The organism is Winogradskyella sp. (assembly GCF_013213975.1).
Lineage (GTDB): Bacteria > Bacteroidota > Bacteroidia > Flavobacteriales > Flavobacteriaceae > Winogradskyella.
This window is the reverse complement of record NZ_JABSST010000046.1, coordinates 1-21565: the sequence shown is the minus strand read 5'-3', so window position 1 is coordinate 21565 and position 21565 is coordinate 1. Positions and strand designations below refer to the sequence as shown.

Sequence of the window (21565 nt, the reverse complement as noted above, 5' to 3'; positions counted from 1 at the left end):
ACTTGATTGATCTTTATTGTTTGTTCGTATAATATTTGATTGCTGAATTTCTGATTTTCTCAACACTTTTTAAGAAAGTTTCTGGCTCGTCTGAATTACCTTCAATGGCATAAGACATATGAGACTTCTTACCGTTAGACATCGTTTCTCCATTGCAGACAATTTTAAAACTAATAGTTTCGTTAGCATCAGACATGTTCAATATTTCTTTGATGTCTTCAATGTTAAACGTTGACTCAAATTCTTTAAGAGAATCTACAGTAATGGTAATAGATATGTTTTCTACTTTAGTAGTACCTTTTGCTTCGCCAAGTACAGTTTTAGATTGACTAAAGCCTAATACGGTAATAACTAATGCTAAACAAGTGAATAAATTTTTCATAATATAATTGTGTTATAAGATTAATACACTGCAAATATCAATACAGAATTTTGTCTTTTGAGTTAACTAGTGTTAACGAGTGTTAAGCGATTCGTTAAAGTAGATTTTAACATTTACTTTTGACCTATGAATGATAACAGATATAAATGGATTCTTTATGCAATTGTTGCTGTAATTACCATTACTATTGGTATTCAGGTATTTTGGAATTATAAAAATTACCAAACCAACAAGCAACAGCTCATTATTGATGTTCAGATTAGTTTAGATAAAGCTGTGGATGATTACTATGCCGATTTAGCGGAACGAACCACACTCGGTATCTCATTAGTTGGTGATGCTCAAATGAACGCTTTCGGTGAAGATAGTGAACTGACAAAATTTCTAGAGCAAATCGATGAAACGACTAATGAATTTAAAAACCTAGATTCTTTGGACGTTAATAATCTGGATGGACTCACTATTTTTCGAGGTAGAAAAGCAGACTCTATGATGAGCGCATACAACCAAGAACACAGGCCAACGGACATTGATTCATTTAAATTTAAAGTCGATCAAATAAAACAAAATGACAGTATTGATTTTGAAAGTTTTGAATTGCTAACCTCTAAAATTGTAGTGTCCATAAATAATGACAGCTTAGATCTTAAAAAATTAGACACTTTACTTTCAGCTGAACTTGATAGAAAGAATTTAACTATTGAAAATAGACTAATATATCATCAAGGCAATAGCGTACCAAAAGAAATTCAATCAAGGCTAGATACACTTTTATCAGATGTCACAAAACCAAAAACAGAATTCACATTAAGCACAACCTCAAAATCTACATTTTTACCAAAGGATTCTACCTTAGAATTACAGTTCAATAATTCAAGAGTCACAATACTTAAGCGCAGTTTAGCAGGAATTTTTATATCAACCCTTTTAATTCTAGCAGTAATTAGTTGTTTGTTTTACCTCTTAAAAGTAATTAAACATCAAAAACAACTGGCCGAAGTTAAAAATGACCTGATCAGCAATATTACTCATGAGTTTAAAACACCAATCGCAACCATTGGTGTAGCTTTAGAAAGCATCAGTAATTTTAATGGTATAGATGACAAGGCTAAAACACAAAAGTATATTGGCATGTCTAGTGAACAACTATCTAAGTTAAATACTATGGTCGAAAAATTACTAGAAACGGCAACTTTAGATAGTGACAGCCTCAAATTAAATAAAGAGTCTGTAAATATGGTTGAACTATTAACCTCATTAACAAATCGTTACAAAATCCGATTTACAAAAAAATCGTTTAATGAAAGTTATAAGGTTAATCAACTCATGGCTATCGTGGATCTCTTTCATTTTGAAAATGCACTTAACAATATTTTGGACAATGCGGTTAAGTACGGAGGCGAGATTATTTCTATAGATCTATTACCTAGAGATAACACCTTTGAAATTCACATTTCTGACAACGGTAATAATTTATCTAAAGCCAACAAAGACAAAATTTTCGAGAAATTCTATCGTGTTCCAAAGGGCAACACACATGATGTAAAAGGCTTTGGTATCGGCTTATATTACACAAAAACTATTGTAGAAAAACATGGTGGACTAATTGATATCGATTTGTCTAATCAGCTCACTACATTTAAAATTACACTTCCAAATGGCTGAGAAAATAAAACTATTATTAGCTGAAGACGAAGCGGCTTTAGGGCAAATAATTAAAGAAAGTCTTGAGACGCGCAATTTTGAAGTCACCCTTTGTGATAATGGTGAAAAGGCCTTTGAAAAATACCAATCAACTTCACCTGAAATTTTGGTACTCGACGTCATGATGCCAAAAAAAGATGGCTTTACCTTAGCTAAGGAAATTCGAACGCTAGACGACAGCATTCCTATTATCTTTTTAACGGCTAAATCACAAACGAGTGATGTTGTTGAAGGCTTTTCTATTGGTGGCAATGACTATCTTAAAAAGCCATTTAGCATGGAAGAGCTTATTGTTCGCGTACACAATTTGGTAAACAGAACACAGGTTCAAAAATCGTCTAAAGTCTTAGACATTGGAGATTATACGTTTGACTTCCCAAAGCAGCAATTACAATTTAAAGATGAAGATGCGGTTCAGCTTACACACAGGGAAGCGCACTTGCTATTTCATTTGATAAAAAACAAAAACCAAGTATTGGATCGTTCTTTAATACTAAACAAACTATGGGGAACTGACGATTTTTTCTCAGCACGAAGCATGGATGTTTTTATTACTAAACTTCGAAAAAAGTTGAAGCAAGACGAGAACATTCAGATTATTAATGTTCGTGGTTTTGGATACAAACTCACTATTTAATTTTCCACACCCTAAAGCCTCGCAGCTTTGAGTTTATAGAATGGTGCAATTTTTGTATTTTTCAAGTTGGTATGCAAAAACTATTCTATTTACTTTTTCTAATTAATTTTTCTGTTGTTGCCCAAGAGCAAATTACAACAACACTAAAGGATTCCACAGCATTTAATGCCAAGGCCATTTTTGGAGTCGATACCTTTGGGACCATGTATTATACAACCGATGATAATACCTTCCATAAAAAGACTAAAGACACTACGATTACCTATACCAATTTTCAACTCAGTGAGATAACCTCTGCCAATGCTTTTAATCCTTTAAAGATTAATTTGTTTTATCGTGATTTTAATACGGTTGTGATATTAGATAACCGCTTGGCTGAAGTCTATAAAATTGATTTTAATACGGTACAACCCTATAAAAATGTGAGTTTTGTGTCAACTGGATTTGACAATACTCTTTGGATATTTAACCAAGATTTACAACAGCTCGAATTATACGATTATAAGACCAACAAGGTGCGTTTAAAAACGGTACCTATTCAATCTGAAATATTAGATCTTAAGAGCGATTACAACAACTGCTACATACTTACCGAAAATTACCTTTATGTCTACAGCTATTTTGGAAGCCTCATTGGAAAGTACAAAAATGAAGGCTTTGAGAGCCTTGCATTTAGTGAGGCACACTTGGTATTAAAAAAGGAAAATGGCTTATCTATTTTATCAAAAAAAAGCACTGAAATTAAACCCATTAAGCACCCAAATTTGTTAATAAGTCAGTTTTTGGTAACCAATGAAACCTTGTATATTTACGACGACGAAATGCTACGTCAATACCAACTTAAACTAGATTAAGATTATGCATGTTGCTGTTGCTGGAAACATAGGAGCTGGTAAAACTACGCTCACAAAATTGCTTGCAAAACATTACAAATGGGAAGCCCAATTAGAAGACGTGGTAGACAACCCCTATTTGGATGATTTTTATAATCAAATGGAGCGTTGGAGCTTTAATTTACAAGTCTATTTCTTAAACAGCAGATTTCGTCAGGTCAACCAGATTCACACAAGCGGAAAGGATATTATTCAAGATCGTACCATTTACGAAGATGCGCATATTTTTGCACCTAATCTGCATGCAATGGGATTAATGACCAATCGTGATTTTGAAAACTATTCATCACTTTTTGAGCTTATGGAATCTTTTGTAAAAGGTCCAGACTTATTAATCTATTTAAGAAGCTCAATTCCAAATTTAGTAGCGCAGATCCATAAACGTGGGCGCGATTATGAAAACACCATCAGTATTGACTATTTAAGTCGCTTAAATGAGCGCTATGAAGCTTGGATTACCAAATACGACAAAGGCAATTTACTTATCATTGATGTGGATGATTTAGACTTTGTATCTAACCCAGAAGATCTTGGAGGTATCATTAGTAAAATTGATGCGCAAATCAACGGTTTATTTTAAACAGAATTAGTTTTGAGTAATAATACGACTCAATAATGGAAATAAAAAAACCACGCTTTTCAGCGTGGTTTTATAGTTTAAATATACAGGGCATTAGCTACTTACCTGTTCAATTTCTTCTTTTACAGCTTTCTCACCTTTTTTAATCTCAACGTCGACATCATTTAAAGCATCGCTTTCAGCTTTAACTTCAGCTTCAGTACCTTCAAATACTTTTTCTTCAGTAGATCTAGAACTGTTTTCTATTGTCGCTGTTGTTACGATAGCCTTTACTGTACCATTATCCTTATTAGTATTCACACCTACTATTACCTCTTTAGGAATTTCTGTCTTCTCAACAGTTTGCTCAGCATACGCTGTAACATCATCAGCAGACATTGCAATACTTGGAGCAATAACTAAAGCTACTACTGACATTAACTTTAATAGGATATTTAAAGAAGGGCCTGATGTATCTTTAAATGGATCACCTACAGTATCACCAACTACAGCTGCTTTATGCGCTTCTGTACCTTTACGCCCTTGTTCTTCAATCATTTTCTTAGCATTGTCCCAAGCTCCACCTGCGTTAGATTGGAATATCGCCATAAGTACACCACAAGTAGTAACACCCGCTAATAAACCACCTAACATTTCGGCTCCACCTAAGAAACCAACTGCTACTGGTACAGCGATTGCTAATAAACCTGGTAATACCATTTCTTTAATAGAAGCTGTTGTAGAAATTGCCACACACTTATCGTATTCAGCAACACCATCGGCCTCATCAAAAGTAGCACGTTGAGCATCAGTTGCTTTTGTCATATCAGAATCAACTGCTCTCATTACTTCTAAAGCTGCCTTTAATTTAGGAATATCTCTAAACTGACGTCTTACCTCTTCAATCATTGCCATAGCAGCACGTCCTACAGCATTCATTGATAATGCTGAGAATACAAATGGTAACATACCACCTACTAATAAACCAGCCATTACCGTTGGCTTAGACACATCAATTGCAGTTACACCTGCTGTTTGCATAAAGGCTGCAAATAATGCTAAGGCTGTTAAAGCCGCAGAAGCAATAGCAAAACCTTTACCGATAGCTGCAGTTGTATTACCAACAGCATCTAATTTATCTGTACGCTCTCTAACTTCACTTGGTAACTCTGCCATTTCAGCGATACCACCTGCGTTATCAGAAATTGGGCCGTAAGCATCAACAGCTAACTGAATACCTGTATTTGCTAACATCCCTACAGCAGCAATTGCAATACCGTATAATCCAGCAAAGTGATGAGACACTAAAATCGCAGCAGCAATCAAAATAATAGGAACCATAGTAGACATCATTCCAACACCTAATCCTGCAATAATTGTTGTAGCAGCACCAGTTTCAGATTGTTTTACGATTGAATTTACAGGCTTAGTACCTGTACCTGTATAGTATTCTGTGACCTTACCTACTGCTAAACCAGCTACTAAACCAGCTACTACCGCCCAAAATACACCCATTGAAGAAAGCTCTGTCCCGCCAAATGTCCATGCTTCCGGTAACATTTCATTAATTATAAAATATGACGCTACTAGCATTAAACCAGCAGAACCAAACTCACCAATATTTAATGCCGTCTGTGGGTTACCACCATCTTTAACTCTAACGAAGAATGTTCCTATAATAGACATGATGATACCAACTGCCGCTAATACTAAGGGTAAATACACAGCTCCTAATCCGTCAAAAGAATCTGCAAATGCAGGAATCTGAGTAAAAGCTGCTCCTAAAACCATAGTACCAATAATTGAACCTACATAAGACTCAAACAAATCAGCTCCCATTCCAGCAACATCACCTACGTTATCACCTACGTTATCTGCAATAGTTGCAGGATTTAATGGGTGATCTTCAGGAATACCTGCTTCTACCTTACCCACTAGGTCAGCACCAACGTCGGCAGCTTTGGTATAGATACCACCACCTACACGTGCAAATAATGCAATTGACGATGCCCCTAGAGAAAATCCAGATAAAACATTTAATACTTCACCTATTTCCCAGCCTTGTCCACTATATAACATGAATAAAGCGCTCAAGCCTAAAACACCTAATCCAACAACGCCAAGCCCCATAACAGCTCCACCTGCAAAGGCAACTTCTAAAGCCTTACCGAGAGATGCTCGTGCTGCGCTCGTTGTTCTAACGTTGGCTTTAGTTGCAACTTTCATTCCGATAAAACCCGCTAAAGCAGAACAAATAGCTCCTACAATAAATGATACAGCTACCATACCATTAGATCCTTCTTCATTATTTCCTTTGAAGAATAATAATACAGCTACAGCTACAACGAAGATTGCTAAAATCTTGTATTCTGCTTTTAAGAATGACATTGCACCATCAGCAATATTCTTAGCAATTCGTTTCATTTTGTCAGTTCCTTGGTCTTGCTTATTTACCCATGCACTCTTAATAAATACAAATAGTAAAGCCAAAACTCCAAAGGCTGGCAATCCTTTAATTAAATATTCCATATTGAATTTGTGTTAGTTTAGTTAAAATTTAACGTTTCCAAAAATAGAAAAATATTTGATAAAAAAAAGCCATCTTAAATTTAAGATGGCTTTGTTTTATTGAGGTTTACTTAGGACTTTGATTAATTTCTTAGATCGTAAACATTCTTTTCTTTTTACAATCACTTTCCTCATAACGTGCTACACACTGATGGTATATCTTAATAGCTTCCTCTGCATTACCCCAACCCCCTACATCGACTTTCTTCTTTTCTAAGTCTTTATATACCTGAAAGAAATGCTCTATCTCTTTTAAACGGTGCGGGTTAATATCGGCAAGATCATTTTTTTGATTCCATATAGGATCAGAAACTGGCACACAAATTATTTTCTCGTCTGGCCCTTTTTCATCTGCCATATGAAATACCCCAATAGGTTTTACTTCAACTACTACCATTGGATATGTAGGCTCTGTACACATGACTAAAACATCTAAGGGATCTTGATCTAAAGCTAAAGTTTCTGGCACAAAACCATAATCGCCAGGATACATCATAGAAGAAAACAAAGTTCTATCAAATCTGATTTTGTGTAAGGTAAAGTCGTATTCATATTTGTTACGGCTACCTTTCGGAATTTCTATAAGGACGTCGAAAGTTACTTTCTTATCGTTTTTCATATTAAGTTTGATTTATCCCAAATTTGAAGTGGATAATTTTTTAAGGCTGCAAAGATAGCCAAGTCTTTAACGTAGGCAATGAAAATAGTTAAGGTTTTTGTTAAAAATCCATCTTCCGAATCTAAGATTATTATCTTGTAGGCATATTACTAATCCAACACTATATGAGCCATTCCTACACTGTTTTATTATCCCTTTGTTTCACATTTTCAGTCTACGCACAGAATCAACCGTATCAAGGCAAGTTTGAACCTATCGACAATCTGATTACCGCACCAAATGTCTACCGTTCGGCAAGTGGTGCTCCAGGGAGAGCCTATTGGCAACAACGTGCTGATTATAAAATCAAAGCCAAATTAGATGAAAAAAACAATATTCTTAGTGGTGATGAAACTATTACCTATTACAATAATTCGCCAGATGACCTCTCGTACTTGTGGATTCAGTTAGAGCAGAATGTCAACAAAAAAGGCAATGAAGATTTTGGTTTTGCCTTTGGCAATGTGCGTGATTCTATGAACACAAGACACATGCAATTTTTAACTAGAGCTATAGATTTTCCAGCAGGTTATACGATTAAGTATGTAAAAGACACTAACGGAAATGCGATTAAATCTTTGGTAAACAACACCATGATGAAGGTCATCTTAGACGAACCAATTAAAACTGGAGAATCTCTAACCTTCTCCATCGGTTGGTCTTATCATATTACAGATAGAAGTATGTTTTTACTATCTCGTGAAGGCTATGAATATTTCCCAGAAGATGACAATACGGTATACTTAATTGCACATTGGTTTCCAAGAATGGCGGTATACAGCGACACCGAGGGTTGGCAGAATAAGCAGTTTAACCGCTTGGGAGAATTTGCTTTAGAATTTGGAGATTATGATGTTGAAATTACTGTACCTGCAGATCACTTGGTTGCAGCTACAGGAGCTTTAAATAATGCGGCAGAGGTTTTGACAAAAACGCAACGTCAACGTCTAGAGGCAGCAAGAAAATCGGTCGATAAAACGGTGATGATCGTAACACCAGAAGAAGCCCAAGCCAATGAGAAAAGTAAATCCCCTAATACTAAAACTTGGAAGTTTAGAGCAGAAAATGTGCGTGACTTTGCCTTTGCCTCGTCACGTAAATTCATTTGGGATGCACAGGCGGTTCCGTTAGAAACGCATACTGTATTGGCCATGTCGTTCTATCCAAAAGAAGGACTACCAGTTTGGGCCGAGTCCTCGACTTTAGCAGTAAAAAATGCCTTAGAAGTTTACTCTGAGGATGTATTTGAATACCCTTATCCTGTTTGTATTTCTGTAAATACGTCTAATATTGGTATGGAATTCCCAATGATCAGTTTTAATGGAGGAAGACCAGTTGATGGTAAAATATCTGAGCGTGCTAAAGCAGGTATGATAAGTACTATTGTACACGAAGTAGGACACAATTGGTTTCCTATGATTGTAAGCTCGGACGAGCGCCAATGGATGTGGATGGATGAAGGTTTAAATACCTTTATTCATCAACGCACTATGGAAAAACGTTATCCAGATTATCCGCATACCACTCCAAAAGACATTGTGCCTTTTATGAGTGGGGATAAAAATATTATGCGTCCTATTATGACCTCATCAGATAATGATTTACTATCGCAGTTTGGAGCCAATTATTACCGAAAGCCAACCGTTGGGTTACAGATTTTGAGAAACTCAGTTATTGGTAAAGACCTTTTTGATCAAGCTTTTAAAGAGTACGCTAAACGTTGGAAGTATAAGCATCCCAATCCAGGTGATTTGTTTAGAACCTTAGAAGATGCCACCGCAGTGGATCTCGATTGGTTTTATAGAGGTTGGTTCTTTACTACAGATAATGTAGATATGGAACTTAGTAATGTAAAATGGTTCACAGTAGCAAACGAAGAAAATGTAGAAACCAACAACAAAGTTACTAAAGCCAATATTAAGGCTGAAAATACAGGCAAAAACATATCTAATTTTGCAGATGGACCAGAAATGATTACTATGGTATCAACGCCGAGCCAAGCGTATGGTCAATTCTTATCGCGATTAGATGAGCCTGAGTTACGCAAGCAACTGTATAGCAAAAACATTTATGAAATCACTATTAAAAATGTAGGTGGACTGGTAATGCCAGTGACTATTCAGTGGCAATATACCGATGGCACTAGTGAGATAGACACCTTACCAGCCGAGATTTGGCGACATAACGAATACGAAACGACTGAAACCTTTATTAAAGAAAAGCAAGTGGCCAAAGTGGTATTAGATCCTAATTTTGAATTTGCCGATACCGACACTACAAATAACAGCTTCCCTAAGGTAGAAGAAGCCTCAGAATTTGATCAGTTTAAAAACAAGGCCAAAAATTAATCATTCAAAACTGATTTTCTGCAATGAGTCACACTAAAAATAATTACCCTTTATTGTTATCACAAACAAGAAAAAACACCATCAATATATGAGAACAACTACCCTAATTTTTGCTCTTTTATTTATTCTCTTTTCTAGCTGTGAGACCGATAAGAAAGAATCTTCTACAGAAACCCAAACTAGAAACTTTACATCCAATAACTATAAAGATTTGGTTGCTTTATTTAAAGATTGGAGATCCTTTGAAACACCACCAAAACTAGAAGGAGCACCAGATTATCGAAAAACGACTTTCAATGAACGAATGCCAACTTTTAAGCAATTAAGAGAACGTCATGCTACAATTGACACGACTGGCTGGTCTATTCCTAATAAAATAGATTGGATGATTGTCTGGGCAGAAATGAATGGTTTTGATTTTAATCATCGCGTTCTAAAACCATGGGAACGCGATCCTGCCTTCTATAAGACGATATGGACTTACAAAAGTGATGTACCAGCACATGAAGGCCCAACAAATCATGGCACCTTAGAATTATGGACCTATGAATTTCCACTAAACACTGACCAACGTAAAAGAATGCTCAATGATTTAGCTGTAATCCCTTCATTGAATTCACAAGCCAAAACCAATCTTACTGGCAATGCTCGCGACCTTTGGATCACTGGCATCAGAGATATCAAAGAACAATCTAATGTACTCGAAGGCATGAAAAGTGCTGCAGGTGTGCCTGCTGATGAAGAGGTAATGTCTGCCATTGAAAAAGCTCAAACGTCTACAAATCAATTGGTAGATTGGTTAGAAGCAGAATCAGAAAAGAAAACAGGGCCTTCAGGAATAGGAAAGGATAACTACACATGGTATATGCAAAATGTTCATTTGGTACCATTGACTTGGGAAGATGAAGTAATGATTTTAAAAAGAGAAGTTGCACGTGCATGGTCGGCTTTAAAATTAGAAGAACACCGCAATCGTAATCTTCCAGAATTGATAGCTGCAGATTCACCAGAACGTTATGATGCTCTGGCGGATCGCGCGGCCAATAGTTTAATAAACTTCCTAGAAAATGAAGATATACTAACGGTTAAGGATTATTTTGACCCAGCATTAAGAGAGCACTTGGGCAGTTTTATTCCGGAAGAAACACGGAATTTCTTTTACATCACGTCGCATTACGACCCTCGCCCACTTTTTTCCCATTTTTATCATTGGTTTGAACTAGCCAGAATGGATAATGAACCTAATCCAAGTGAAATTAGAAAAGGACCACTATTATATAACATCTTCGACTCTCGAAATGAAGGTACTGCTACTGCCGTAGAAGAAATGTTTATGGATGCTGGCTTATATGATGATGATCCTAGAGTCCGCGAGATCGTCTACATCATGATTGCACAAAGAGCCGCTAGAGGATTAGGGTCGCTCTTTGCCCACGCTAATGAAATGACCATGGAAGAGGCTGGAGGTATACATTCTGAATATACTCCGCGTGGTTGGATGAAAACTGAAAAAGAGCTATTAATATTTGAGCAGCACTTATATTTAAGACAACCAGGTTATGGCACAAGCTACATCACAGGTAAATACTTACTAGAAGCGGCTATGGCAGAATACGCGCTTGGCAAAGAGCTCAAGGGAGAGGCATTCGCACTTAGTGATTTCTTTGACAGTATTAATCGCATTGGCAATATTCCTGTCGCATTAACCCAATGGGAAATGACTGGAAATTCAGATCATATGATCATGATGAAGTGAGTAGATTTTAGATAACTATTAATTCAAACAGATGAAAAAAAGCTCTTTTTGGCCATTATGGTTAATGACAGGTCTTCTTATGGCGATTTCTGTAACTGTCAAAGCACAAGAAAATGACCTTAGCCTTGATGACATATTTGCAACACCAAAACTAACTGGAACAACTCCATCACGTCCGATGTGGGCGCCAAACAGTAAACACTTTGCATTTACATGGAATGAACCAGGAAATCCGGGGCGTTTACTTTGGGCATCCACAAGTGATGGAAAAGAATTGCGTCTCATTTCCAAAACAAACACACCTTCTGTTCGCGATATGGTCTGGACTGATTCAAACACGGTTATTAGCCTTAGAGGAAACGATCTCTGGCAGACCAGACTGCGTCAAGAAGAAGACATCGAATTGATGCCAGTAGAAACAGGCGCACATAATTTATCGAAATCACCAAGTGGTAATCAATTGGCCTATATAAGCAACGGGGATCTATGGCTTGCTAACCTAACCACCAAACAAAATCACCAGCTCACCAAGTTAGGTATAGCGAGTCTCTCGAGTTTAGGGAAAGGCCGTTACAACCGACCAGAACGCGAAATCGGACCGGGGATCTGGAGTGGACCAACCTATAAGTGGTCGCCAGACGGCAAGACCATTGCATTTCATTTGGTGGACAGACGTAAGATGCGAAAAGTACCATTCCCAAATTACCTAGCAACTGAGACTAACCCTAACGAAGTACGTAGAAGTTATCCTGGTGATCCAAACGAGATTCGTAGCGTTGGCCTATTGAATATTGAGAATAGTAGCATTGTCTATCTTGGTTTACCAGATTCAAGCGCTAATCAGATTATCGACTTTAACTGGTCACCAAAAGGTGCTTTACTCATTGATGTCGCATCCGACAATGCGGTTGAACGTAAATTGTATGTTGTGTCGCCTAGCAATAGTGAACCACGCGAGATTTGGAGCGGTGTTAGAGAGCGTCGTATGTATACATTATTTGGATCTAACTGGCATCCTGATGGGGAAAAAGTTGTTTTCTTAAGTGATATTAATGATCGCTATGGAGTTTACACCATCGATCCGTCTAAAGCAAATCGTAATCCAATACAAATAACAGATCCTTCTTACGATGTGTTGTCCTCACCAAAGATTACTGGTAACGCACTATTCTATGAAGGCAATGGTATGAATCCATATGAACAACATGTGTATCGCTTGAATTTGTCAGGAGGCAAGCCTAAGCAAGTAACACAACTTGCTGGCCGTAACGTTGGCTATCCATCACCTGATGGCCAAAGCTTAGTGTTCACAAATAGTAGCGACACCTCACCAACTGAGCTTTACCTCGTAAGCAGCAAAGGTGGTGAAGCAAAGCAAATAACCCATTCGCCATTAGTCGCCTTCAGCAAGAGAAACTGGGTAGGTGCAGAATACGTCAGTTTCCCAAGTCTTGTAGATGACTACACGCTGCATGCACGGATTCTGAAACCAACTCATATGCAACCCGACGAGAAGTATCCTGTGATTTTTGGACCTGTGTATTCGAATACAGCTAGAAACCGCTGGGCCGGAAACTACAGTCTTATACAGCAACTTTTGGTTCAGAAAGGATATATTGTTGTACAGGTAGATTCACGAGGCAGCAATGGTTATGGAAGAGCCTTTCGTGAGGAATTCTTGCTAGGCTTTGCCGATCAAGACATAGAGGATTATGCAAGCGCAGTTGCTTATATGGAGTCACTGGATTATGTTGATCCTGATCGAATTGGTATTTGGGGCAGTAGCTACGGTGGTACGCTTTCCGTGTATTCGCTGTTAAAGAAGCCTGGCTTATTTCAGGCAGGAGTTGCTGCAGCTGCAGCTGTGGACCCTGTGTTCTTTGGTACAGACGATGTTGCGATTGTACGTACCCCTCAGACACACCCTGAAGTTTTCGAAAGAAAAGCGCTCAAATATGCAGGGAATCTGCAAGATAAACTCCTGTTTATCCATGGGATGCAGGACCATGTTGTCCCATTTAAGACTACGGCTGTATTAGCAGAAGAACTGATTAGACAGGGTAAGAATTTCGATTTTGCATTTGCGCCAGGTGCAACGCATGGATGGAGCCGTGAGCAAAATTACGATCGTTATCTTTTTGGTAAATTAATCGAATTCTTCGATAGACATATAGCAAAGCCATCTGAATAAATAACAAAAGGGTAATAATGTACAGCCGCAATCACCTCTAAAGCTTATTAAAAATTCCATTATGTATTATTCTAACAACTCTATGCTTTACTTGTATTGAAGATAAAGGATTGGTTAGAACACTTCCACAAGTCTCTCCTACAACAGTAGAATATGACGAAAGCAAGGCACTAAATATTTATATAGATGGAAATAATGCTGTTTTTACAAATAAAGAGGCAGTAGATCTTGACGCATTAAAAATAAAAACCAAAGCGTATTTATTATCCTCAAAATCTAATGCAGCTATTGCCATTAGAACCGAACATGAAACGATGTACAACACCTACATGAATATTCAAAATACAATAGTAGAAACTATTAATACATTAAGACAAGACCTTTCAAAAAAAATATTCAATAATGATTTTGAAAGCTTAAATGATAAAGAGCGTTCTCAAATTACATCAATTTATCCTTTGAATTTAATTGAAATATTCTAGAAATAAAACCCAAAACTACCTGTAATACCAAATCGTCTAGCGCCAGGGTTATCTAGGTAATTACCTCTAAAATTAAAGTCTAAACGCAATACCTTAAAGATATTGGCAACACCGATACTATACTCATAATATAGTCTTGAGTCAGGTGCGATTAAGGGAAATTCCACAGGGTTTCCAGTTGTACTAAGCGCAATATTTTCAGGCGACAATTCTCCCCAAACTCCACGTATACTAGCAATAGCCCTTAAATTGTATTTTTTAAGGAAAGGAATTCGTGAAAATAAGCGTCCATTAAAATTATGCTCTAAGTGTACTGAGGTATAGGTATCTGTTACAAACTCATAAAAATCGAGTTGTGAGAAGGTATTATAAATTGAGAAAAAAGTTTGGTTACCTGGCACTACACTCAGTAATGCTAATGGTACTTCACCAAAAGTTTTACCTGCCTCTACTGAAGACGTCAGCCTGCCAAAACCACCTATTTGCCATGGTTGAATGTATGAGAACTGGACTTTGGTATAGTCAAAATCACTATCAAACCAATCGCGATCACCTCTAGATATTTGTGCAAAAAGTCGCGCAAAATTATCATTCTTCTCTTTACGTTCTACACCAAAACCAGTCATTTGACGCTTTGGAAAATAAGATAAAGCCAAACGACCTTCAAACTGATTGACTGTAGAGGATACACCATTTGGTGCTGTGAAATCATTATAATCTAGACTAAATGTCGGAGAAGCTGATCGCAATTTCCTGTAACTGCCATCGAGTCGTACTTCTAAATTACGCCAAGGTTCAATAGCGATTCCAAAATTGGTAAGACTGATATTAGTTAATTTATCATTAGCCCCTGTACCGACAACGGCCGAAGAAGCTAAACTTCTGCCTAAGACATCTGTAGAACTTGTAAGGCTGGCACCTATTTGCTCAACATCGCGGCGTTGGCCACCGAAAATGGTAAAACGACTTCGCTTATCTAATAACCATTTACCAGATATCCCGTATTTAAACTTATCATCCCTAAACCCATATGCAACAAATCCTTCAAGTCTCCATAAATCGTTTGGACCAAAATAAGTTCGACCACCTGTTCTAAGTCGAAGCCCTTCAACATCATTAAATCCAAAGGTTGAAAAGATAGGTCCGTAATCAAAATTCATACTCGGAAATTCAATATAACCTGAAGCGAGGATACTTCCTAAATTATATAAGCGCTTAAACTTCTTTACTGTCTTTAGGGTATCTAACATTTTATAGACACCTTTCTCATCTTTATTAAGCACTTCTAAACGATTCTTTTCCCAGAAGTCATCTTCACGATTATACACATCTGCATCATAATCATAAACGGCCTTCTCGTAAAACTTCTCGTCCTTTTTCTCGTTAAACTTGTAGTTATCATACAAGGTGGTACGCTTTCCATAAACACCGCGCGATTTCTCCTTTTTATTCAAGGCAAAATCAGACAGAAAGTAATCCCGCTTTATTAAAAATACAGAGTCGTTTAACACTTCAAATTCCTGCTCTATATAGATTTCTTTCACCCAATTAATATTAGCACTTTTTGATGCCTGAAGGTTAATTTCCTTAATAGCATAGGTAGAGTCATTAACCCAAAAATCTCCTTTAAAGGTCAATTCATTTTTTCGTCGTGGGTAATAAATAATGTTGTAGCACCATTTATTATCAATATAGGCACTATCGGAAAGGACATAATTATAAGTCTGAATTCCGGTACGACTCAACGGACTTACAAAACTCTTATCAAAAAACTTTAAATAATTATCATAAACATCATACTCCGAATATAAGTCGTCTATAAAATCAATAATCACCTGGTTATCACTAAATCCTGAGTTTTTATTACCAATTAGATCTTCTCTTTTTTCGTTACGCTGATTATCACCATATATCTTCTTCACAGATTCATTCAGAAAGATTGGCAAATAGGTTTTACCTGTTACTGAAGAGGTGTCAACTTCCTCAAAAACAAACTCCATACCTTTAAAGAGTTTACTTTTTATGAGAGCACTATCAATGGTATTAAGATCGAACTCAACTTTTTCATACTGATCGTATTCGTATTGTTTAAACTGCTTTAATCCATTTTGACGTTTACGTTCCCAAATCTTCTTAAGGATTCGGATAGCAGGATTCTCTGAAGCTTTTTTAGATTGTTTACCAGTGACAATAACCACCTCTTTAAGTGAAGCTGCTTCCTCCTTTAATACAAACTTTAAATCGTAATTAACTTTCTTGGTTAAAGGTATCTCTAGCAATTCAAAACCAATAAACGATACAATTAAAATCTCCCTAGTTTCATTGGACTCGAGATAAAACTTACCATCTTCATTGGTAATGGTTCCTTCTGTTGACCCTTTAAAAAGTACGTTTGCAAAAGGAATAGGATCATTGTTTTCATCAAAGACATAACCACTTACCTTAGTCTGTGCAAAGGCTGCAATAAATGAGAAGCATAATAAAAATGAAAGTAGTCCCTTTTTCATAATAAAAACAAACTTCATCAACAACCGTGCTAAACTTTAGCTTTAGGTCACTAATGAAGTTTATTAAACGCAGATAACTGCAATTTATTTATTTGTACAATACTTTTTTTACAGCCTTAACAACATCGTTACTATTTGGCAACCATTCCTCTAAAAGTACTGGTGAATATGGCGCCGGTGTATCTGCTGTATTAATCTTTACGATTGGTGCATCTAAATAATCAAAAGCTTCAGATTGTACAAGATATGTAATTTCAGTTGCCACGTTACCAAATGGCCAAGCTTCTTCAAGAACTACTAACCTATTGGTCTTCTTCACCGACTCTATAATGGCTTTCCTGTCCATAGGACGCACAGTTCTTAAATCTATAATCTCACAGGAGATGCCTTCCTTCTCTAACTCATCTGCCGCTTTAAACGCCTCTTTAATGATTTTCCCAAAAGATACGATTGTAACATCAGTACCTTGCCGTTTTACATCAGCCACTCCGATAGGTAAGACATATTCTCCATCTGGAACATCTCCTTTATCACCATACATTTGCTCACTCTCCATAAAAATTACAGGATCGTTATCTCTGATTGCTGATTTTAATAAGCCTTTTGCATCATATGGGTTAGAAGGTACAACGACCTTTAATCCAGGAGTGTTAGCAAACCAGTTTTCAAATGCTTGTGAGTGGGTTGCTGCTAATTGTCCAGCAGAAGCCGTTGGACCTCTAAAAACAATAGGACATTTAAACTGCCCTCCAGACATTTGTCTAATCTTAGCAGCATTATTTATAATTTGATCAATACCAACAAGAGAGAAGTTAAATGTCATGTATTCGACTATCGGACGGTTACCTGTCATCGTAGATCCAATAGCAATACCAGCAAAACCTAGCTCTGCAATTGGCGTATCAATAACACGCTTAGGTCCAAATTCATCTAACATACCCTTAGATGCCTTGTAGGCACCGTTATATTCTGCTACCTCTTCACCCATTAAATAAACGCTCTCATCTCGGCGCATTTCTTCACTCATAGCCTCAGCAATAGCCTCTCTAAACTGAATAGTCCTCATTCTTAATTTTTAAAACGAAAAACAAAAGTAAGGATTATTAAAAAATTAAATAAATCAAATTTCTTTAAAATTTATTATGCGTGCATAGTAAAAATTCGAAAATAAATATTTAACTTCGCATTCGATTAATTCTAAGGCGTTTTCAGGCCACAACCTGCCTGTTTTTGGGCTCTTTTTTGGAAAATATTCGAAAACGTTATCGTTAATCTGACAAAATATTTACAAATCAATAAATAAATAGATTATGAAGATTTTAGTGTGTATCAGCCATGTTCCTGATACTACTTCAAAGATTAATTTCACAGACGGTGACACAAAATTTGACACTAATGGTGTTCAATTTGTGATTAATCCTAATGATGAATTTGGTTTAACACGTGCCATGTGGTTTAAAGAAAAGCAAGGTGCTAGTGTGGATGTAGTTAATGTAGGAGGAGCAGAAACAGAACCAACTTTAAGAAAGGCACTGGCTATTGGTGCAGATTCTGCAATCCGTGTCAATACTGAAGCGTCGGACGGTTATGCCGTAGCAAAACAATTGGCTAAGGTTGTAACAGAAGGAGCTTATGATTTAGTGATTGCAGGTAGAGAATCTATCGATTATAACGGTGGCATGGTTCCTGGAATGTTAGCCGCTATGACTGGCGCTAATTTTGTAACCAATTGTATTGATTTAGAAATCGATGGCACAAACGCCAAGGCAACAAGAGAAATTGATGGTGGTAAAGAAACTGTAAATACATCATTACCATTAGTCATTGGCGGGCAAAAAGGATTGGTTGAAGAGAGCGATCTTCGTATACCTAACATGAGAGGAATCATGATGGCGCGTAAAAAGCCATTAAATGTGGTTGAACCTTCTGAAGCTAATGCCGAAACTAAAGCAGTAAGCTTTGAAAAACCAGCACCAAAAGGTGCCGTTAAATTAGTTGATGCAGGAAATATAGATGAATTAGTGAACTTACTTCATAACGAAGCTAAGGTCATTTAAAAAAAAAGAATTATGTCAGTTTTAGTATATACAGAATCAGAAAACGGAAAATTTAAAAAAGCAGCCTTAGAAGTAGTTTCTTATGCAAAGGCTGTTGCAGACCAAATGGGTACAACAGTTACGGCTGTTGCGATTAATGCAGACGATAGTGCAAGTTTGGGTGCATATGGAGCCTCAAAAGTTTTAGCAATAAGTAACGCAGATCTAAACACATTTAATGCCAAGAAACATGCAGCTGTGATTGAAGCAGCTGCAAAACAAGACGGTTCTAGTGTTGTTATCTTAAGTTCTAGTGCAGACAGTAAATATTTAGCTCCTTTATTAGCGGTTGGTTTAGAAGCAGGTTATGTTTCTAATGTAGTTGAAGCTCCTTCAAGTACATCACCATTTACTGTAAAGCGTACTGCCTTTACTAATAAGGCATTTGCTAACACAGAAATTAATACAGACGTTAAGGTTGTTGGTCTTTCTAATAACTCTTTTGGATTGGTTGAGTCTGGGGGAAGTGCTTCCGTTGAAGACTTTACACCAGCAATCCCAGATTCAGGAGTTAACGTAGCATCCGTAGATAAAGCTACAGACAAAGTAACTATTGCAGATGCTGAAGTTGTAGTATCTGGTGGTAGAGGATTAAAAGGTCCTGAAAATTGGGGCCTAGTCGAAGAATTAGCAGATGTTCTAGGTGCAGCAACAGCATGTTCTAAACCAGTGTCTGATTTAGGATGGAGACCACATAGCGAGCACGTTGGCCAAACCGGTAAACCAGTTGCTTCTAACTTATATATAGCCATCGGTATTTCTGGGGCAATTCAGCACTTAGCAGGTATAAATGCTTCAAAAGTAAAAGTAGTTGTTAATACGGATCCCGAGGCTCCTTTCTTTAAAGCGGCAGATTATGGAATCGTTGGTGATGCCTTCGAAGTAGTGCCTACACTGATTGAAAAATTAAAGGCGTTTAAGGCTCAAAATGCATAATTTTATTACCTTGTAATAAGATAAGGACTGTTTAAATTTAGAGACGCTCTTACTTTGACCATTTGTCGAAAGTATTAAGAAAATTATCCAAATCTGCTTTTAGCAGTTGGTAAAGTCCAAATTTAAACAGTTCTTTGTCTTTTATAATTATGAGCTTAGTTCGATTAAATATTAAGGGAATATCATATAGCCAAACTCAAAATGGTGCTTATGCTTTAATTCTCAATGAGGTGGATGGTGATAGAAAATTACCGATTGTTATTGGAGCCTTTGAAGCGCAATCTATTGCTATCGCTTTAGAAAAAGAGATTCGTCCGCCGCGTCCTTTAACTCATGATTTATTCAAAAACTTTGCAGATCGCTTCGATATAATAGTAAAGCAAGTCATTATCCACAAGTTAGTTGATGGAGTATTTTACTCAAGCCTAATTTGTGAGCGTGATAAAATTGAAGAAATTATTGATGCCAGAACAAGCGATGCAATTGCATTGGCCTTACGTTTTCAGGCACCAATTTTTACTTATAAAAATATCTTAGATAAAGCCGGCATCTATCTTAAAGTTAATCCTAAAAAGGATGAAGAGGAAGAACAAGATAGTATCCTTGTTGACGATTTAGTTGCAGAAGAAATTGAAACTTCAGCTATAGAACAGGAAGGCTTTAAAGAAAAATCTTTAGAAGAGCTTAATGCTTTGCTAGAAGAAGCTGTACATAATGAAGATTATGAGAGAGCAGCTAAAATTAGAGACGAAATCTCCAAGCGTTAATTAAATCCACTTTTTATGCGTCATTTTTTCAAAGCCCTTATTGCTATTATTATTGGTTTTTCAACACTAACAGCACAAGAGCTAGAAAAAACATGGCAATTTGATGCTATCGAAGATAGTGCAGGATCAGCTCTATTTGATGTCACTGAAAATGATTCCATTGTATTTAGTAATGGCGAATTTCACTATGCTTTAGAGGCCAAGAATAATCTCAAAGCATCTGGTGATTACATTTATCAAAATAACCTATTGATATTTTATTATAGTCAACCGAATGACACCATAAGGCACTATAAAATAAATACCTTAACAGATTCGACTTTGGTATTTACTGAAAAGGGAATCTCTTATAAATTTATAGCTTCAAAGCACCTCGAAAATTTAATAAGTACAGATCAATTTGAAGAAAGAGCGACTATTATACCTAGTCAAGGCTTTTCTATGGATAGCCTATGGCGTGGTGTTCTTGGTATGGTGGTGCTAATTTCAATTGCTTATTTATTTAGCAGCAACCGAAAAGCCATTAATTGGAAAACAGTTGGCATTGGTTTAGGGTTCCAATTAATAATTGCTGTTGGTGTATTAAAAGTTGAGATCATTAAGACAGTCTTTGAGGCTATCGGTAAAATATTTATCAAGGTCCTTGATTTCACAAAAGCAGGAAGTCAATTTCTTTTTGAAGGCTTAGTTGTGGATATGGACACCTTTGGATTCATCTTTGCCTTTCAGGTTTTACCAACCATATTATTCTTTTCAGCATTAACTTCTGTTCTATTCTATTTGGGGATAATTCAGAAAGTTGTTCAGGCATTTGGATGGCTTTTATCTAAGCTTTTAAAAATTTCTGGAGCCGAAAGTTTAAGTGTTGCAGGTAATATTTTCTTAGGACAAACTGAAGCACCACTTTTAATTAAGGCGTATTTAGAAAAAATGAATAAGTCCGAAATTCTGTTTGTATTGATTGGAGGTATGGCTACCGTTGCTGGTGCTGTATTAGCGGCTTATATAGGTTTCTTAGGTGGAGATGACCCAGCATTAAGGCTTGTATACGCAAAGCATTTATTAGCTGCCTCAGTAATGG

Annotated in this window: 17 protein-coding genes; 12 read left to right on the top strand and 5 right to left on the bottom strand. The window is 36.7% G+C overall.

The window, feature by feature from the left end; all coding sequences use genetic code 11:
• Window positions 1-13 precede the first annotated feature (13 nt).
• Window positions 14-382 (bottom strand): hypothetical protein, encoded by a 369-nt coding sequence (locus HRU49_RS08650; RefSeq protein ID WP_296356191.1) that lies wholly within the window; start codon window positions 380-382, stop codon window positions 14-16.
• 126 nt (window positions 383-508) lie between these two features.
• Here HRU49_RS08650 and HRU49_RS08645 point away from each other — a divergent pair, with 126 nt between their 5' ends.
• The 4 genes from HRU49_RS08645 to HRU49_RS08630 all read left to right on the top strand — a co-directional run bounded on the left by HRU49_RS08645 (window position 509) and on the right by HRU49_RS08630 (window position 4196).
• The gene (locus tag HRU49_RS08645) at window positions 509-2047 is read left to right on the top strand and encodes a HAMP domain-containing sensor histidine kinase (protein WP_296356189.1); all 1539 of its coding nucleotides are present in this window, start codon (window positions 509-511) and stop codon (window positions 2045-2047) included.
• Window positions 2040-2723, top strand: a complete 684-nt coding sequence (locus HRU49_RS08640) for a response regulator transcription factor (RefSeq protein ID WP_296356186.1) — start codon at window positions 2040-2042, stop codon at window positions 2721-2723. Before HRU49_RS08645 ends, HRU49_RS08640 begins: the two co-directional genes overlap by 8 nt.
• A 71-nt stretch (window positions 2724-2794) precedes the next feature.
• On the top strand, window positions 2795-3577 hold the full coding sequence (locus tag HRU49_RS08635) for a hypothetical protein (RefSeq protein ID WP_296356184.1): 783 nt from the start codon (window positions 2795-2797) through the stop codon (window positions 3575-3577).
• A gap of 4 nt (window positions 3578-3581) precedes the next feature.
• Window positions 3582-4196, top strand: coding sequence for a deoxynucleoside kinase (locus HRU49_RS08630; RefSeq protein ID WP_296356182.1), 615 nt, complete (start codon window positions 3582-3584; stop codon window positions 4194-4196).
• A gap of 93 nt (window positions 4197-4289) precedes the next feature.
• On the opposite strand, the gene HRU49_RS08625 is transcribed toward HRU49_RS08630, so the two are convergent.
• A complete protein-coding gene (locus HRU49_RS08625; protein ID WP_296356180.1) occupies window positions 4290-6704 on the bottom strand; it encodes a sodium-translocating pyrophosphatase in 2415 nt (804 codons plus the stop codon).
• A 130-nt stretch (window positions 6705-6834) separates the two neighbouring features.
• Window positions 6835-7362 carry an inorganic diphosphatase gene (locus tag HRU49_RS08620; protein WP_296356179.1) on the bottom strand — a complete coding sequence of 176 codons (528 nt, stop codon included), beginning with the start codon at window positions 7360-7362 and terminating at the stop codon, window positions 6835-6837.
• A 164-nt stretch (window positions 7363-7526) separates the two neighbouring features.
• Here HRU49_RS08620 and HRU49_RS08615 point away from each other — a divergent pair, with 164 nt between their 5' ends.
• The 4 genes from HRU49_RS08615 (at window position 7527) to HRU49_RS08600 (ending at window position 14178) form a co-directional block, all read left to right on the top strand.
• Window positions 7527-9749: a M1 family metallopeptidase gene (locus HRU49_RS08615; protein WP_296356178.1), complete on the top strand. Its 2223-nt coding sequence runs from the start codon at window positions 7527-7529 to the stop codon at window positions 9747-9749.
• An 88-nt stretch (window positions 9750-9837) separates the two neighbouring features.
• Window positions 9838-11505, top strand: coding sequence for a hypothetical protein (locus HRU49_RS08610; protein ID WP_296356176.1), 1668 nt, complete (start codon window positions 9838-9840; stop codon window positions 11503-11505).
• Between the two features lie 31 nt (window positions 11506-11536).
• On the top strand, window positions 11537-13696 hold the full coding sequence (locus HRU49_RS08605; RefSeq protein WP_296356173.1) for a prolyl oligopeptidase family serine peptidase: 2160 nt from the start codon (window positions 11537-11539) through the stop codon (window positions 13694-13696).
• A 53-nt stretch (window positions 13697-13749) separates the two neighbouring features.
• A complete protein-coding gene (locus HRU49_RS08600; protein ID WP_363146543.1) occupies window positions 13750-14178 on the top strand; it encodes a biopolymer transporter ExbD in 429 nt (142 codons plus the stop codon).
• Here the strand turns inward: HRU49_RS08600 and HRU49_RS08595 are convergent.
• Complete coding sequence (locus HRU49_RS08595) at window positions 14175-16685, bottom strand: DUF5686 and carboxypeptidase-like regulatory domain-containing protein (RefSeq protein ID WP_296356170.1); 2511 nt, start codon at window positions 16683-16685, stop codon at window positions 14175-14177. The two genes, HRU49_RS08600 and HRU49_RS08595, sit on opposite strands and share 4 nt — an antisense overlap.
• 88 nt (window positions 16686-16773) lie before the next feature.
• The gene (locus HRU49_RS08590) at window positions 16774-17751 is read right to left on the bottom strand and encodes a pyruvate dehydrogenase complex E1 component subunit beta (RefSeq protein WP_296356168.1); all 978 of its coding nucleotides are present in this window, start codon (window positions 17749-17751) and stop codon (window positions 16774-16776) included.
• Window positions 17752-17995: 244 nt separating this feature from the next.
• Between HRU49_RS08590 and HRU49_RS08585 the strand changes: the two genes are divergently transcribed.
• The 4 genes from HRU49_RS08585 to HRU49_RS08570 form a co-directional block, all read left to right on the top strand.
• Window positions 17996-18742, top strand: coding sequence for an electron transfer flavoprotein subunit beta/FixA family protein (locus HRU49_RS08585; protein ID WP_296356166.1), 747 nt, complete (start codon window positions 17996-17998; stop codon window positions 18740-18742).
• 12 nt (window positions 18743-18754) lie between these two features.
• Entirely contained in the window at window positions 18755-19717 is a 963-nt protein-coding gene (locus tag HRU49_RS08580) for an electron transfer flavoprotein subunit alpha/FixB family protein (RefSeq protein WP_296356164.1), read from the top strand.
• Window positions 19718-19866: 149 nt separating this feature from the next.
• Complete coding sequence (locus HRU49_RS08575) at window positions 19867-20484, top strand: bifunctional nuclease family protein (RefSeq protein WP_296356162.1); 618 nt, start codon at window positions 19867-19869, stop codon at window positions 20482-20484.
• Between the two features lie 15 nt (window positions 20485-20499).
• The coding region (locus tag HRU49_RS08570) for a Na+ dependent nucleoside transporter N-terminal domain-containing protein (protein ID WP_296356160.1) at window positions 20500-21565 on the top strand (1066 nt) is incomplete at its 3' end.